At 54.6% G+C, this 16594-nt stretch carries 12 protein-coding genes and 2 tRNA genes; 8 read left to right on the forward strand and 6 right to left on the reverse strand.

What is annotated here, in order from left to right:
- Window positions 1–2 precede the first annotated feature (2 nt).
- Together JYB63_RS08315 and JYB63_RS08320 are read left to right on the forward strand one after the other, a co-directional pair.
- Complete coding sequence (locus JYB63_RS08315; RefSeq protein WP_205657395.1) at window positions 3–734, forward strand: protein kinase domain-containing protein; 732 nt, start codon at window positions 3–5, stop codon at window positions 732–734.
- A gap of 84 nt (window positions 735–818) precedes the next feature.
- Complete coding sequence (locus JYB63_RS08320; protein ID WP_205657396.1) at window positions 819–2156, forward strand: hypothetical protein; 1338 nt, start codon at window positions 819–821, stop codon at window positions 2154–2156.
- 199 nt (window positions 2157–2355) lie between these two features.
- Here the strand turns inward: JYB63_RS08320 and JYB63_RS08325 are convergent.
- From JYB63_RS08325 to JYB63_RS08335, 3 genes are all read right to left on the reverse strand, one after another.
- Window positions 2356–2442, reverse strand: a tRNA-Leu gene (locus JYB63_RS08325).
- Window positions 2443–2551: 109 nt separating this feature from the next.
- Window positions 2552–2638: transfer RNA gene (locus tag JYB63_RS08330), tRNA-Leu, on the reverse strand.
- Window positions 2639–2710: 72 nt separating this feature from the next.
- Complete coding sequence (locus JYB63_RS08335) at window positions 2711–3799, reverse strand: zinc ABC transporter substrate-binding protein (RefSeq protein WP_205657397.1); 1089 nt, start codon at window positions 3797–3799, stop codon at window positions 2711–2713.
- A gap of 100 nt (window positions 3800–3899) precedes the next feature.
- On the opposite strand from JYB63_RS08335, the gene JYB63_RS08340 reads away from it, so the two are divergent.
- Genes JYB63_RS08340 through znuB form a run of 3 tightly spaced genes read left to right on the forward strand, consistent with a single transcriptional unit; the run spans window position 3900 to window position 5978 of the window.
- Window positions 3900–4388 (forward strand): Fur family transcriptional regulator, encoded by a 489-nt coding sequence (locus tag JYB63_RS08340; protein ID WP_205657398.1) that lies wholly within the window; start codon window positions 3900–3902, stop codon window positions 4386–4388.
- Entirely contained in the window at window positions 4388–5200 is an 813-nt protein-coding gene (gene znuC / locus JYB63_RS08345; RefSeq protein ID WP_205657399.1) for a zinc ABC transporter ATP-binding protein ZnuC, read from the forward strand. Before JYB63_RS08340 ends, znuC begins: the two co-directional genes overlap by 1 nt.
- Window positions 5193–5978, forward strand: coding sequence for a zinc ABC transporter permease subunit ZnuB (gene znuB, locus JYB63_RS08350; RefSeq protein WP_205657400.1), 786 nt, complete (start codon window positions 5193–5195; stop codon window positions 5976–5978). The genes znuC and znuB overlap by 8 nt, the downstream gene beginning before the upstream one ends.
- 1 nt (window position 5979) lies before the next feature.
- Here the strand turns inward: znuB and JYB63_RS08355 are convergent, their stop codons facing one another.
- The gene (locus JYB63_RS08355; RefSeq protein ID WP_205657401.1) at window positions 5980–6843 is read right to left on the reverse strand and encodes a DMT family transporter; all 864 of its coding nucleotides are present in this window, start codon (window positions 6841–6843) and stop codon (window positions 5980–5982) included.
- A gap of 150 nt (window positions 6844–6993) precedes the next feature.
- Here JYB63_RS08355 and JYB63_RS08360 point away from each other — a divergent pair, with 150 nt between their 5' ends.
- Window positions 6994–7299 (forward strand): NIPSNAP family protein, encoded by a 306-nt coding sequence (locus JYB63_RS08360; RefSeq protein WP_205657402.1) that lies wholly within the window; start codon window positions 6994–6996, stop codon window positions 7297–7299.
- A gap of 43 nt (window positions 7300–7342) precedes the next feature.
- Here JYB63_RS08360 and udk read toward each other — a convergent pair whose 3' ends face one another.
- On the reverse strand, window positions 7343–7966 hold the full coding sequence (udk, locus tag JYB63_RS08365) for a uridine kinase (protein ID WP_205657403.1): 624 nt from the start codon (window positions 7964–7966) through the stop codon (window positions 7343–7345).
- 234 nt (window positions 7967–8200) lie between these two features.
- On the opposite strand from udk, the gene JYB63_RS08370 reads away from it, so the two are divergent.
- Window positions 8201–13123 carry an alpha-2-macroglobulin family protein gene (locus JYB63_RS08370; protein WP_205657404.1) on the forward strand — a complete coding sequence of 1641 codons (4923 nt, stop codon included), beginning with the start codon at window positions 8201–8203 and terminating at the stop codon, window positions 13121–13123.
- A 5-nt stretch (window positions 13124–13128) separates the two neighbouring features.
- The gene (gene pbpC / locus JYB63_RS08375) at window positions 13129–15438 is read left to right on the forward strand and encodes a penicillin-binding protein 1C (RefSeq protein ID WP_205657405.1); all 2310 of its coding nucleotides are present in this window, start codon (window positions 13129–13131) and stop codon (window positions 15436–15438) included.
- Window positions 15439–15464: 26 nt separating this feature from the next.
- Here pbpC and JYB63_RS08380 read toward each other — a convergent pair whose 3' ends face one another.
- On the reverse strand, window positions 15465–16418 hold the full coding sequence (locus JYB63_RS08380) for an AraC family transcriptional regulator (RefSeq protein WP_205657406.1): 954 nt from the start codon (window positions 16416–16418) through the stop codon (window positions 15465–15467).
- Window positions 16419–16594 lie beyond the last annotated feature (176 nt).

A 16594-nucleotide genomic window follows, 5' to 3' on the forward strand; every position in this document is an offset into this window, starting at 1 on the left:
CCTTGACCCACGAGCTCTTTACTCAGCTTGGCTACCGGGCGTCTGACGCCCGGCAGCTGAGTCAGTGGGTTTGGGTTGCCTGGCATGCTGAGGCTTGTCGCTGGGATTGTCTGAAGCTCGCTGAGAGCGCTGAACACCGTTATGGCATCCGTCGTGAAGCCTACTGGCTTCAGCGGTTACAAAATGCTTCTTATAGCAGCTGTGCGGCGTATCGGGGGCATTATCAGCTGGGCGGTTATGAAGTCCTGATCACATCCCGGGTAAATGGCCAGCCTTTATCTGAAATGTTGCGCCAGGACATTGAATTTCATCCTGAATTCAGAAATAAACTGTACCTTTCACTGCAACAGCTTCACCGGCTGGGCATCTGCCATGGTGATATAAAACCTGCCAACATTCTGTTGCTGGACGATGAGCCTGTACTGGTGGATTTTGCCAGTGCGGCTGAACCGGGAATTGCGGTTGCTGATTTGCCGTACCGCAGTTTCAGCCCGTCTTACAGTATGCCCGCTTTACAAAGGGGTGAAGGGGCGGTGGATATCCTCCATGATTGGTATGGATATCTGGTAATACTCAGTTTGGTGAATAACCGTACACTTCTGCAGCCCGAATGGTCAGACTCAGAAGCGTTAGTTAAAGCAGTGAATATTCTGTTGTCAGACAATGATGGTCTGACAACCGCAGCCAGAGATTTTCTGGCGCAGCAAATACAGCGCCTGCCTGATTTCAGCTGAGCTATCAGGCAGAGCAGGGACGATCGGAAACAGGGATGAACAACTGGCTGCCGGTGATCCTGGCAGAGTACCGAGACAAAGCATATGAAACTGAAATTCGTAAAACGCAAAATCCAGGATAAGATGTTCGGCAACACACAGAATACTGCACTGGGTGTGCAGGTTGCTGAAATGGCCGATGCCCGTCTTGGGGCAATGTACATGCTGGCGCACACAGAGATTAAGAAGGTGCCTTCTTTCTCGCTGGACCCGGTAGGTTCTTTCGTTGTTGATACTACGCCGCTTTCTGATCTGAAGACCGGCTGTACCTATTTGCTGAATAAGTCTGAAAAGGGCCGCAAGGTTGTCGCCAAGGTTTCAGCGGTGGGTGATAAGGTGGCAGCAGTCAAAGGCAAAGTAGATGCCAAGCTGGACGAATTTAAGCAGTACATCATGCGTAAGTTGTCTGAGTACTTCGGTGTCATGGTCTCCAAGATTAAAACCGTTTACGGCGAGTCTCTGGTGGGTATCGAGTGGATTGCAGAATTTGGCATGTGGGCGGCGTCCAGTTTTGCCAAAGGTCTGGCTGACCTGATTCCTGGCTGGGGCTATGTGCAGTCACTGGCGGATGGCTATGTGGGTGTTCGCACTGCGATTCTGAAGTCCAAGGACTTTATTGAGCAGATGTGGAGTGGTTATGGCGTCAAGCTGCTGGGCGGTCATCCGTCTATCATTGCCAACGCGCTGGCCCGGCATTCTGCCAAAGGGGTTGCCGGTGGCATAAAAGATGTTGTGGTTGCCGGGGTTAATATTGGTCTGGAAGCAGCCGGTGATGCTGCCGGTGGTGCCGGTACCATTGTCAGTGCCGTGACCGGTGTACTGAGCCGGGTAGCCAGCCTGGTTGAATACATTATTCAGCGTTGCCTGATCAATAAGACTCTGAAGAGTGCAAAGAAAGCCTGGGATAACCGTAATTCACCAAGCTCTATTGTGAATGATCACAAGCGTTTTTCTGAGTGGTTCCAGCGTGCGGTTGTGACTACACCGGTGGTGGCGGCACTGACCATGGGCTCCGGATTTGCGGCGCACCCGTATAAGTTCCTGCAGCTGATTCAGCCGAATGCCGGACTGGTCGGTTCTTCGGAATATGCTAAAGGGGTTCATCATATTGAAACCCTGAAGAAGCTCTCGAACAAATACATTCAGGAATACAACGATAATTACAGTGTGGCCTTCCACAGCAGTGAAGGGGTCATTGCCGCGCGGCTGAAGGAAATGCAGGAAAACTACAGCATTCTGCATGAGTATGAGTACACCCGGGCACCGTCGTCACCGACAACGCCTCAGTCGGCGACTTCTCCGCAAACGACTCCGAATCCGGCACAACAAGTGGCTGCCACGACAGGTACCGGCTCGGCGGGAGCGGCACAGGCTTCTGTATAGCCTGATAGCTTAACTGTGATATATGAACAGAAGTGATACATGAACAGAAACGGTGCTCTTTTGGGGTGCCGTTTTTTTTGTGCTGGTTTTTTTAGCGGAGTGCAGACGTGCGAAATCACTGCAAGGGACAGTGTTAAATATAAAGCTGAAATTAAATTGTGAACGGATCGTTCTGAGAAGAGACCAAGTCAGAAAGACTTGGTGCAGATGGGGAGACTCGAACTCCCACGCCCGTGAAGGCACTAGCACCTGAAGCTAGCGTGTCTACCAATTCCACCACATCTGCGTATCAAGTTGTCACGTTTAAGGGCGTCCCCTTTTCTTTATGTTCTGCTTTATAAGACAGTTAATCATAAAGAAGGTTTTCTTTCGCAGCGCCAACACTCTGAAAGTATTGGTGCAGATGGGGAGACTCGAACTCCCACGCCCGTGAAGGCACTAGCACCTGAAGCTAGCGTGTCTACCAATTCCACCACATCTGCTCCGAAAGAGGGGCACATTATATATCCGTTTTTCGGTTTGTGAAGCCCCTCAATAACTTTTTTTCAAAAAAGTTATGAATTTTTCAGACAAGTCCGGATTTCGCTGCCCAGCGCGTTCAGGAAGTTGAAAATTCCGTCGTTATCCGCAGCAATATCGCGACCCAGCGGGTCCAGCATGCCCTTACCGACTGGCAGGTCGCCAACAATTGCTCTGACTACCGGTGCTTCGAACTGAGGTTCAATGAATACACAGGTTGCTTTGCTCTCTTCCAGTGCGGTACGGATCTGATTCAGACGCTTAGCACCAGGCTTACGGCCCGGATCAACGGTGAAGTAACCCAACTGGTTCAGCCCGTAGTGGTCAACAAAGCCTTCAAAGGCGTCGTGGAACACATAGAAACCTTGTTTCTGAACGTCTTTGAGCTGGGCTGCCAGCGCTGAGTCGGCCGCTTTCAGGCGGTCTTCAAAGCTGTGCAGACGTTCTTCAAATTCAGCTGCCCGTTCAGGGTAATCTTCCTGTAAACGGTGGGTGATCAGTTCTGCAGCTTCAAGAATACGTTCAGGTGCCATCCACAGGTGCGGGTCATTACCGTGATCATGGTCGTGGTGGTGTTCACCTTCGGCTTCAGCATGTTCTTCATGTTCGTCATGCTCTTCGTGCTTGGCATGCTCGTCATGTTCATCGTGTTCGTCATGATCTTCGTGCTTGGCATGCTCGTCATGTTCTTCGTGCTCGTCATGATCTTCATGCTTAGCATGCTCGTCATGTTCTTCGTGCTCGTCATGATCTTCATGCTTGGCATGTTCGTCATGTTCTTCCTGTTCGTCTTCTGAAAGCAGTGCCAGGTTGCGGGCCGGATTACGCTTCAGCGGTTTTACCAGAAAACGCTCCAGATCGGGGCCAACCCAGATCACCAGATCAGCGTCCTGCAGACGGCGAACATCGGAAGGTTTCATGTTGTAGTGATGCGGGGAGTTGTCAGCAGAAATCAGCAGGGTGGTTTCTGCACTGTCACCCAGCAGGGAGGCGGCAATCAGCTGCAGAGGCTTGATGCTGGCGACAACTTTAACAGGTTTCTGTGCGGCGCCGGCCATACTGACATTGACGCAAGCCAGTGTCGCGCAGGACAATACGCACCATTGCAGAATTAACTTAAACATAAACGTATTTCCACGGGTGTTGGTTTTAAAAAATTTGCGGTATGTTATAGTATAACAATGCTGCTGCCAAGCCTGATGCAGAGACGCCCGGTGAGCCAAAATGACTGATGCAACGATTGCTTATCATCCCGATCATAACCATGAAAACTGCGTCAGCCATGCGCTGCAGGACGCCCAGCGGATCTGTCAGTCAAAAGGCATTCGCCTGACGGCAATCCGTGAACTGGTACTGAAACTGATCTGGCAAAGTCATAAACCACTGGGTGCCTATGATTTGCTGCCTGCCATTGCCGAAGCCGGTTTTAATTCTGCCCCTCCTACGGTTTACCGCGCGCTGGATTTTCTGCAGGAACAGGGCCTTGTCCACCGGATTGCTTCTCTGAATGCTTTCATTGGCTGTACCAATCCTGAGCACCCGCATCAGGGGTATTTCCTGATCTGTCAGGCGTGCGGGGTAACCGTCGAGCTGAATTCCGGCAGCATTGAAAAGAGTATTCATAACAGTGCAGACGAACTGGGCTTTGTTGTGGAGCATGAGAGTGTCGAAGTCGTCGGACGTTGTCCGAACTGTGCGCCAGAGGCGAAATAATGACTGATGTATTAGTCGATCTGAAAAAGATATACATAAGTTTTGGTACCGAAGACGTTATTCAGGATGTTTCCTTTACCCTGAACCGGGGAGAAATTACCACTCTGATCGGTCCGAACGGTGCCGGTAAAACAACCCTTGTGCGGGCGGTACTGGGTCTGGTGAAAGCGACCCGAGGAGAAGTCACCCGCCAGGCAGATCTGCGTATCGGCTATATGCCGCAAAAGTTACACATAGATTCTACCTTTCCGCTGACGGTGAAACGGTTTCTGCAAACCGCCCGCTATAGCGATAAAGCCGCTCTGCTACAGGCGCTGGAAGATGTGAAGGCCGGTGCCCTGATTGATAAGTCTGTCCACAGTCTTTCCGGTGGTGAAATGCAGCGGGTGCTGCTGGCCCGGGCACTGTTACAGAAACCTGAGTTACTGGTGCTGGATGAACCGGCACAGGGTGTGGATATTAATGGCCAGGTGGAGCTGTATAACCTGATCAGCCGTATTCGCGATCAGCATGGTTGTGCGGTTCTGATGATTTCCCACGATTTACACCTGGTGATGGCATCGACGGATAACGTCATCTGCCTGAACCGCCATGTGTGCTGTTCCGGCCGGCCGGAACAGGTCAGTAATGATCCTTCCTATATTGAACTGTTTGGGGTACCGGGGGCTGAAAACCTGGCACTTTACAGCCACCATCATAATCACCGTCATGATGATCACGGTGATGTAGTGGAAACCGGCAGTTGTCAGAACCCGAAATGTACAACACCGGAATCTCTGTTAAGCGATAAGGAACATACTCACTGTGGCTGATTTTTTACTCTATGCACTGCTGGGCGGTGTCGGTGTTGCGCTGGTTGCCGGGCCACTGGGATCTTTTGTCGTATGGCGGCGGATGGCCTATTTTGGCGATACCCTGGCACATTCAGCCCTGTTAGGTGTGGCTGTCGGGGTGCTCTTTGATATTAACTTCAATCTGGCGGTTATCAGTTGCTGTGTATTGCTGGCGGTGATTCTGGTCAGTCTGCAGCGGCAGCGGCTGGTGGCAACGGATACCCTGCTGGGGATTATGGCCCACAGCAGCCTGTCGCTGGGTCTGGTGGCAATTGCCCTGCTGGATGATGTCCGGGTTGATCTGATGGAATATCTGTTTGGCGATCTGCTGGCGATTCTGCCGGAAGACTTGCTATGGATCTATCTGGGCGGCTTGCTGGTTTTGGTTCTGCTGTGGAAACTCTGGACGCCGTTACTGGCAATCACCATTAACGAAGAGCTGGCCCAGGTGGAAGGAGTTAATGTTACCCTGACCCGGCTGGCGCTGATGTTGCTGATCGCGTTTGTGATTGCCATTGCCATGAAGGTGGTTGGCATTCTGCTGATTACATCTTTGCTGATTATTCCGGCCGCCGCGGCCAGACGTCTGGCCCATAACCCTGAGCAGATGGCGCTGATTGCCAGCCTGCTGGGTACGCTGGCGGTTGTGATGGGGCTACTGGCATCCTACCAGTGGGATACACCGGCGGGGCCGTCGGTTGTGGTTGCCGCGCTGCTGGTTTTCCTGTTCCTTTACAGCCTGCCGCGCCGGGCCTGATTCAGCGTTTCATCAGGGCGTTTATCAGCGCCCCGGTGATGATCAGGCCGCCACCCATCAGAGTCCAGAAAGTGGGGGTTTCTGAGAAGAAGATAATCCCCAGTATGGCTGAGAAAATAACCTGCACATACGAATAAGCGGTGGCTTTACCGGCGGATTCTGCCGCCATCGCCTTGGTCAGTCCGATCTGTCCCACCTGGGTAAAAATCCCCACCATAATTAACAGAATCAGCGCCTCGGTGTTGGGCATGACAAAGTCATCCCCGAGCATAATCAGCGACGCGGGCAGGGCAATCAGCGGGAAGTAAAAGATAATCACCGAGCCGTCTTCGCTGCGGCTCAGCTGACGGACAATCACATAGGCTGCGGCGCTGCCAAATGCTCCGAGCAGGGCTGCACCCACGCTCAGCAGAGGCAGTGCGGAGGCCTCTGTTTCAATGCCCGGACGCATCATTACCAGCAAGCCGAGAATGCTCATGGCGATGCAGATAATGGTGGCCAGCTGAATACGTTCCTTAAGAAAGATCAGCGCGAGTACGGCGGTAAACGCCGGATAGGTGTACTGCAGAATGGTTGCTTCAGCCAGTGGCAGGGTGGTGACGGCGAAGTAAATCACCATCAGGGAAACTGCCCCGACGGCGCCTCTGGCAATCAGCAGGGGTTTGTTATTGCCCCAGATGGAAATCCCTTTGCGTTTAACATCCACATAGCTGATGGCCAGGGAAATAATGGCCCTTGCCGCCACGATTTCCATCACCGGAATACCATATCCGCCAACGGCTTTAACACTGGCTGCCATCAAGGCAAAACCCAGTGCGGAAAGGAGCATATAGCGAACAGCAGCGGGGATGGAATCAGTCAGCATACAGGTTGATCGGTCCGGTCAGAGGGTGGTTAAACAACAGGCGGTGAATAATAGCAGAGTTAGCTGCAATTGCTGCCTCACAGCCGTGGATTATTTAACGGTGACTGCGTATTCTCAGTAGCCCCACACATACACTGATAAGGATGTTCAATGGTTACCTGTCATATCCGTTATGAAATTGATCCTGCCAAAGTGCAGGCGTTCGAAACCTATGCCCGCATGTGGCTGCCACTGGTGACTAAATTTGGTGGCCAGCACCATGGCTATTTTCTGCCCCATGAAGGCAAAAATTATGAAGCATTTGCGGCATTCAGTTTTGAATCCATGGCGGCTTACGAAGAGTACCGGGAAAAAATGGCAGCGGACGAAGCCTGTCAGGCAGCCTTTGCCTATGCACAGGAAACCGACTGCATTATCCGTATTGAACGGCAGTTTATGCGCCCGGTGTTAAGCTGACTGGTTGGGCGGGGAGATCCTGAGGAGGATCTCCCGTTAAATATCAGAGCAGTTCAGAGACCTGATCGGCCAGCCGGGAAACTTCTTCATCCAGCGTCTGGTAACCGTTGATGGTGATATCCGCGTATTCCATTGTTGGTGCCAGGAATTGTTTCAGCATCGGCCGTACGGTGGTTTCATACTGCTGCAGAATGGAGTCCAGGCTGCGGCCCCGTTCTTTGGTGTCCCGCTGAATACGGCGCATCAGACAGATATCCCAGGGGGTATCGATATAGACCTTCAGTTCCAGCTCGTCACGCAGGTGAGGATTATGGAACAGCATGATGCCTTCCACGATGACCAGATTTGCCGGCGGAATACGCTGGGTTTCCTTGCGGCGGTTATGATTGCAGTAATCGTATAACGGCGCTTCAATGGCTTCGCCGGACTTCAGTTTGGCCAGCTGCTGCGCCAGTAATTCATGCTCGAATGCTTCCGGGTGGTCATAGTTGCACTGGCAGCGTTGTTCAAAGCTCATCTCAGTCTGATCATTGTAATAGCAGTCTTCCTGCAGGATGGTCACACTGCCGGCACCCAGACGTGCTTCGATCAGATCTTTAAGATGTTCGCTGAACCAGGATTTCCCTGAACCGGACGGTCCGGAAATACCTATTACCCGTGTTGTCATGAATATTCGCCCAAAAATTTTGGCGCGCATCATACCAGCTGTTTACTAAGTAAACAAAAATATCCCGGTTGTGGATGGATATTGGCTGTAAAGTCAGGGTCAGATAAGGCTTAAGTAAAATCGGCAAATTGTTTGACCGGTGGCGCTGCTGTGTTGCAGAAACAGTGCTATAAATAGCCTCCGGACACTTTTTTAAAAGCGCGCTTTACCGGCGCACTCAACACGGGATGTGTTATGAAAATCGCTTATCTGGCAGTTATCTTACTGTTTGGCTTACTGACTGGCTGTAATGAAGACGCCGCTGATAACCAGGCAGCGTCACCGGCGGTGGTGGAAACCTCTGATACGGAAACAACAACAGGGCAGCAGGCGCCTTCACCAGCCGTCGCTGCGGGGCCTTTAACCGTGCTGGATATCAGTTCAGAGCAATATCAGGGCCGCCCGGCACTGGTGGTTGTGTTATCTGCCCCGGTGGATGCGGATCAGAAACTGGATAAGTGGTTAGAGGTTGAAGATGAGCAGGGTAACCGGACTGAAGGGAGCTGGATTGTCGGTGACAGCCTGAAGCGTCTGTATTTTACGGCGGTTGAGCCAGAAAGCGGTTACCGGGTAGCGGTGCAAAAGGGGCTACCGGGTAAGCAGGATGCACTGACGGCAGGGCGTGAAGCCAGCGTGGAAGTTGCTGCAGTTACCACCCTGCTGGGGTTCGCCGGCAATGGTAATTTACTGGCGAAAGATCTGGCAAAGGGTCTGCCGGTGATTGCGGCTAATGTCTCCCGGGTGGATGTGGATTTTTATCGCCTGCCGGCGTCCCGGCTGGTGAGCTTTCTCAGCCAGAACAGCCGCAAGGGGCAATTGAATTTCTGGCGCATTTCCGATCAGCTACAGAACTATGAACTGGTGTACACCGGCCGTTTTGAGCTGCAGCTGGCCCGTAATGAACAGGGCGTCCGTTATTTGCCGGTGAAGGATATTCCTGCTCTGACCGGCAGCGGTGTGTATGTTGCCGTGATGCGTGAGTCCGGTGATTACCGCTATGACTATCCGGCCACCTGGTTTGCGGTCAGCGATCTGGGTATCCATTTGCGTCAGTATCCGTCACAGCTGGATGTGACGGTAAACAGCCTGAAAACTGCAGCGCCGGCTGCAGGGGTTGAGTTGCAGTTACTGGATGGTAACGGCAAGGCTGTATTAACAGCAGTTACCGCTGAAGATGGTACTGCAAGCTTCACTGATGCCGTGAAGCTGGAACGCACGTTTCTGCTGGTGGCCACTACTGCAACCGGGGATACCTCTCTGGTACGGCTGTTCGGTGCCGGCCTGGATCTGGCGGAATTTCCGGTGGATGGTCCTGCCCGCTCTGCGGAGCAGTTATTCATGTACAGCCCGCGGGATCTGTATCGTCCCGGTGAAGCAGTGACCGTCAGCGCTTTGCTGCGGGATGCGGATGGTCGCGCAGCGGCGGTTTTACAGAATCCGGACGGTTCACTGCGGCAACGCAGTGCTGAGCTGAGTCTGACCCGCCCGGACGGACAGGAAATCGCCAGCCGTACCGCAGGATTTGATGCCCTGGGTTATCTGCAGAGCGAGTGGCAGATTCCGGCAGATGCCGCCACCGGTGAATGGGCCCTGACAGCAGCTATAAACGGGGAGGACCGTTTTACCTACCGTTTTCAGGTGGAGGAGTTCTTACCGGAACGGATGCAACTGACGCTGGAGGCGCCTGAATTTATCGCGCCGAGCGAAGCGTTGCAGATTAATGCCAGTGGTGAATACCTGTACGGCGCACCGGCCAATGGCAATGTGCTGGAAAGCGAGCTGATCAGCAAGATGGCGGCACATCCGTTTCCCCGCTGGGATGATGTGTATTTTGGTCATCCGAACCGTACTGAACTGAATCGCCGGGTGACCCTGAATCCGCTGTCGTTGGGGCCGCAGGGTGAAGGTGCCGTCCGGCCCGATAACTTCTGGCAGCAGACCCGGGTGCCACTGCAACTGAGAGTTTTCCACAGCCTGATCGACAGTGGTGGCCGTCCGGTGAGCCGGCGCAGCGTGAGCTATGTATTGCCGGCGGAACGCTTACTGGGGATTCGTCCGTTGTTTGCTGAAGATACGGTGGACTATGACACCAACGCCAGTTTTGAAGTGCTGGCAACCGCCGGTGAGGATCTGCTGGCAGCAGAGAATGTGCAGGTAAAACTGATTCGTGAATACCGTCAGTATCACTGGGTGTATTCCGACGTGAACGGCTGGGAGTCTGACTATACCCAGCGGGAATATCCGGTGTTCTCCGATGTGATTGATCTCACAGCTGGTAGCGGTCGGGAAGTTTCTACGCCGGTTGAATGGGGGTACTACCGTTTGGAAGTTACCGATCCGCAAACCGGTTTAACCAGTGGCTACCGCTTCCGGGCTGGCTGGGATCCGGGCGCAACCACCATGGCGGGCCGTCCGGACCGTATCGGTATGGCGCTGGATAAGCAGGCCTACAGCGGTGGTGATGAGGTGAGTGTGGCCATTCAGCCACCGGCGGCCGGTAAGGGTTTTTTGCTGGTGGAATCTGACAAGCCGCTGTTGCGGATACCTGTGGATATTCCACAAGACGGTGCCACTGTAAGTTTCAACCTGGACCCTGCCTGGCAGCGTCATGATCTGTATGTAAGCGTATTACTGATACAGCCCGGTGAGGCACGGGAAGAAGCACTGCCCCGCCGGATGATGGGCATTACCCCTCTGCCACTGGACCGTGACGCGCGGCGGTTAAACATTGCGCTGGATATACCGGCGAAAACCTATTCGGACAGCCAGCTGACCGTGCCTGTACAGGTCAGCAGTAGCGGTGACCTGCCGGAAAATGTCAGTGTGACACTGGCTGCCGTGGATGTGGGGGTCCTGAATATCAGCCGTTTTGCCACGCCTGATCCGTTTGCCGACTTCTTCGCTCAGCGCCGTTATGGTGTGGTTGGCCGCGACAGCTATGGGGATCTGATAGATGCGGGCAGCGGTGAAATGGCGACGTTAAGTTTTGGTGGCGATGAAGACTTTACCGGCGCCGGAGAGCAGGGCGAGGATGTCCGTATTGTGTCGCTGTTCCAGGGGCCTGTCGCGCTGGACAGTGACGGTGCCGGTAAGGTGACGCTGGACCTGCCGGACTTCAATGGCCGGTTGCGGCTGATGGCGATGGCGTACAGTGCGGACAGCTTTGGTGCGGCTGATCAGGACATTGAAGTGGCCGCCCCGCTGGTGACCCAGCTGACCAAACCCCGTTTTCTTGCATCGGGTGACCAAAGCCGCTTAGCGCTGGATTTACACAACCTCAGCGGACAGGATCAGCAGTTTGAGCTCAGTGTTCTGTTGCAGGGGCTGCGAACCGGTGAAGCCTTCAGCAGTGATGAGTATCAGCAGTCGCTGCAACTTAGTGCCAACGAAAAACGTACTCTCTATATTCCGGTAACTGCGGCTGATATCAGCGGGCTGGCGCATATCCGTCTGGATATTCAGGGATTACAGGGGTTGCCTGCTGAACAGCAGAAGGTCATACGTGACTGGTATCTTGAAGTGCGCCCAGCCTGGGCAGAGCTGAGCCTGCTGCAACAGCAGCGGCTGGCCCCCGGAGAAAGCTGGCAGATGTCACCGGCTGCGCAAGAAGACTGGCTGATTCAGGATTTACGCAGCCAGTTACGGATTTCTTCGTTGCCGCCGGTAGATTTCACATCACACTTTAATGCGTTGCAGGCGTATCCGTATGGGTGTCTTGAACAAACGACCAGCGGTGTTTTCCCGCAGCTGTACATAAACAGTGAGCTGATTCGCCGCTTCGGGTTACCGGAGTCCAGCCTTCAGTCCCGGCAGCAGGCACTGCAACTGGCGGTTTCGCGGGTGCTGGGCATGCAAAAATATAATGGCAGTTTTGGCCTGTGGAATAATGAAAGTGCAGAAGAATACTGGCTGACGGTGTATGTGCTGGATTTCCTGTTACGGGCCCGTGAAGCAGGATATCCGGTACCTGAGGGTGGCCTGAGTGATGCTATGCAGCGGGCCGGAGAATACCTGCGCAGCCCGTCACAGCTGGAATATCTGCCGGCCAGCAGCCGGTTTGCTGTGCGGGCCTATGCGGCACAGGTACTGAGCCGTGCTGAACAGGCATCACTGGCGGACTTACGCAGCCTTTATGATTATCAGCGGGGCAATGCCGGTTTCCTCGGCTTGATTCAGCTGGGGCTGGCGCTGGATGCCAGCGGCGACAGCAACCGTGGCGAGCGGGCTCTGACTGCCGGGCTGGCGGCAGCTATGCAGTTGGAATACCGCTATGTCAGCTATGGCAGCAAGGTCCGGGATCTGGCACTGGCGATCTTCTGGCTGACTGAAGCACAGCGCCCTGCGGAATACTGGACAGAGTTACTGGACAGCCTGCAGCAAGAGTTGGCAGACCGGCGCTGGCTGAGTACCCAGGAACGTAATGCGCTGTTCTTGGCCGGTCAGGCACTGGTGGCGGAAGGAGAACAACCGCTGGATCTGAATCTGCAACTGGCCGGCGAGCAGATACAGCTGAAGGCTGCTGAAGGCTATGCCCGCCGTCTGGAAGCTGAGCAGGCTGCCGCGCCGCTGATGATTGAAAATACCGGCACAGCGGATGCCTATGTAAACCTGCGGCTGAATGGTCGTACTGCCACGGAACCAACGGCGCATAACCGCGGTTTACAGGTGCAGCGGCGTTTCTATGATGCGGATGGTGTGGCTTTTGCGGATCAGCAAAACCTGCAGTTACAGAGTGGTCAGCAAGTGCTGGTTGAACTCTTTGTGGAAGCTTCTGCAAATCAGCCCCATGGCTTAGTGGTGGATCTACTGCCAGCGGGGCTGGAACTGGAAAATCAGAATCTGAATGATGCCTACAGCATCAGCGACCTGAGCATTGACGGAGTGGCGGTGCGGGATCTCAGTGCCAGCGCGGAAGTGAATCATCAGGAATACCGGGATGACCGCTATGTGGCGGCTGTCAGCCTGTATGAAGGGCGGCCGGTACGGTTGTTTTATCTGGCCAGAGCCGTTGCCACCGGTGAATTCAGAATACCGCCGACCTTTGCTGAAGATATGTACCGGCCTGAGGTTCGTCATCAGGGACCCGCTGCCGGACAGCTGACGGTCAGCCCAAGGTAACGTTGATGACCGTAAGGGGCATACTCACCATCTATGCCGGCACTGCCTTATTGTTGGCAGTGCTGTTACTGGTGGGCGGCAGTCTTGACCACCGTTATCCGCTGCCCCTGGAAGAGGATTTCAGCACTGTGGTGACGGATGCTTCCGGTCAGCCCCTGCGCAGTTTTACCAATTCCCGTGAGCAGTGGCGCTATCCTATTTCTGACAGTCAGCTTGGGGATAACTATAAAGCGCTGCTGATTGGTTATGAGGACCGCTGGTTTTACCGGCATCCCGGGGTGAACCCGTTGGCTATGCTGCGGGCCAGCTGGCAAAACGTCAGTGCCGGCCGGGTGATTTCCGGCGGGTCGACCCTGACCATGCAGGTTGCCCGTTTGCTTGATCCACATGAACGCAGTTTAGGTGGCAAGCTGAAGCAGGTGTTGCGGGCCTTTCAGCTGGAGTGGCACCTGAGTAAAACAGAGATTCTTAACCTGTATATCAACCGGGCACCTTTTGGCGGCACCCTGTCCGGGGTGCAGGCGGCCAGTTACAGTTATTTTGGTAAACCTGCTGATGCCCTTAGCGATGCCCAGGCGGCGTTGCTGGCGGTGCTGCCGCAGGCTCCCAGCCGCTGGCGGCCGGACCGTTATCCACAGGCTGCCCGGCAGGCCCGGGACAAGGTCTTACGGCGCATGGCTGAATTACAGCTATGGCCTCAGGCAAGGGTGGATGATGCGCTGGCGGAGCCGGTGGTTTCCCTGAACCGTAAAACCGCACGGTTGGCACCATTGCTGGCGAGACGTTTGCGTAATGAGTGTCCTGACTGTGGTCAGATTCAGACCCTGATCCGGCGGGATTTACAGCAAAGTGTTGAGGCTTTACTACGACAACAGTCCCGGCGTTTTCCGGACGGTGTTTCTGCTGCAGTGCTGGTGATGAATAACCGCGACGGTGCTGTAAAGGTTTATGCCGGGTCGGCGGACTTTCTGAACAGTGACCGGTTTGGTCATGTGGATATGGTTCGGGCGGTGCGTTCCCCCGGTTCAACCCTGAAGCCCTTCTTATACGGCATGGCACTGGAAGACGGCCTGATTCATTCCCAGTCATTACTCAGTGATGCCCCCCGTTACCGGCAGGCTTACCGGCCGGCAAACTTCAGCGGCGGATTTAATGGCCCGGTCAGTGCTACTGAAGCGTTGCAGCGTTCCCTGAATATCCCGGCGGTGCAGTTACTGGAAGAATTTGGGGCCGAGCGCTTTGCCAGCCGTCTGCGTAATGGCGGGCTGCAGCTGAGCGGCCCCGGTGCCCGGCAGCCAAATGTGGCGATGATTCTGGGAGGTGTGGGGACCACACTGGAAAGTCTGGTGGGCAGCTACAGTGCACTGGCCCGGCAGGGGAACGCGATACAGCCCAGACTGCAGCCGGATACGCCGCAACAGACCCGCTATCTGTTCAGCCCCGGTGCTGCCTGGGTAACCTGGAAGATGCTGGCAGGGCCCCTGAAACGTTTACAGCGCAGCCAGCAGTTTCACAGTCGCTGGCCGCTGGCCTGGAAAACCGGCACCAGTTACGGTTTCCGCGAGGCCTGGGCCGTGGGTGTCAGTCAGCAGCGCACCATTGGTGTCTGGGTGGGGCGGCCGGACGGCACAGCAGCCCCCGGATTGTCGGGACGGAGCAGTGCGGCACCTTTGCTGTTTAAAATCCACCGGTTGCTGGGCGGGAGCAAAGAGGCACCGTTGCCGGTACCGGAGAATGTAACGCAGGAAGCGATTTGCTGGCCGGCGGGCAGCGCGGTAGGCTCCCTGCTGAACCAGCAAAATAATAACTGTATGCGGCAGCGCCAGGCTTGGGTAATTGATGGTCAGGTGCCCCGTACTCTGCACAGTGAGGCGCTGCAGCAAACCGTCTGGCGTGACCAGGCTACCGGACTGCGGGTTGAGCCAGCCTGCAGTGATGGGCCCATGCAACAACAGCAATACAGCCTCTGGCCACGGCAGTTGGAACCCTGGTTAGTGCCGGAATGGCGCCGTTCCAGCCGGTTGCCTGAAGCCAGCTCAGCTTGCCGTTATCTGACCGGTGAACAGCAGACCATTCGGATTACATCGCTGCCGGATGACGCACAGCTGCTGAGCCGTTCCGGTCAGACCCTGCAGTTGGATTTACAAGCGCAGGGTGGCAGTGGTAACCGCTTCTGGTATGACAACGGTCGCTATCTTGGGCATTCGTCCGCAGGTGGCAAACTGATATACAGGGATATCTCCCGGGGGAAGCATCAGCTCAGTGTGGTTGATGAGCAGGGCAATGCCGACCGGCTGAGCTTTGTCGTGCGCTGAAGTACTGAGCTGAAGAGCAGCGGGTGTCAGTGGAACACCTGAGCCTCACGGCTCTGCCGGCGGTAACCGGAAGGCCCCTGATCAAAATGTTTACGGAATACCCGGCCGAACGCCGCTTCTGACTGATAGCCTACCTGTTCTGCAATCTCAATAATGGGAGCTGTGCTGTCGACCAGCAATTGCCGGGCAATCTGCATCCGCCAGTGGGTGATATAGCCAAGTGGTGTCATCGACAGGTTGTTGGTGAATTTACTGATGAATGACGTACGGGACATGCTGGCAATGTCTGACAGCTCTTCAATGCGCCAGGGGTGGGCAGGGTCTGCGTGGATTGCCTGTAATACTTTCGCCAGCCGGTTGTCGGAGAAGCCTGCCAGTACCGGCTGATCAATGCCTTCGGTATTCAGATAGACTCGCAATGCCTGGGTAAAGATGATTTCTGACATTTTCAGCGCCATCAGGTCGCTGCCCAGTTTTTCGCTGCCGGCTTCTTCGCCGATAACTTTCAGGGCGGTTTCCATCCAGTGTCCGGCGATTTCACCGTAGTTACGGATATGGATGTAAGCGGGCAGCGCCTGAATCAACGGATGGCTGGCATGTTTGTTAAAGGCAAAATGCCCGCATACCAGCTGGGTTTCATGGCTGGTGCCCGGTTCGCCGTAGACCAGGGTGCCATGGCCGGTAAAGCCTGACTTTTCCAGCATCTGATCCAGTGGCAGAGCTGCGGTTTCGGTCTTCGGATCGCAGTACAGCGTATGAGGCGCACCGCGGGTGATGATGATCAGATCGCCCTGTTCCAGTAAAACCGGATCAGCCACCCCTGCCACCCGTGCCAGGCACCGCCCCCGATACGCAAAGTGAAACCGGGAAACATCTTCAAAAGCGGGTACCTGAACGCCCCAGGGAGATGTGAATGAGGTACGGAAGTACAGCGTGCCGGCTAATTGCATGCGGTGCAGAATGTCACTGAGAATGTCCATAAACCTGAATCTCCCGGCTTGTCAGAAACGGTAAATATTGTTGTATCTGATCATAAATCAGCCGGTACTTAAAAACATGGGTGGCGGCATATATCCGGATGATCGGTCAAATGATAGGAATTTTCGGTCATATATCGTGCTTTTTTGTTGTTATCTAATGATGGTGTTCGTTATGA

This window comes from Aliamphritea spongicola (genome assembly GCF_017051665.1).
GTDB lineage: Bacteria > Pseudomonadota > Gammaproteobacteria > Pseudomonadales > Balneatricaceae > Amphritea > Amphritea spongicola.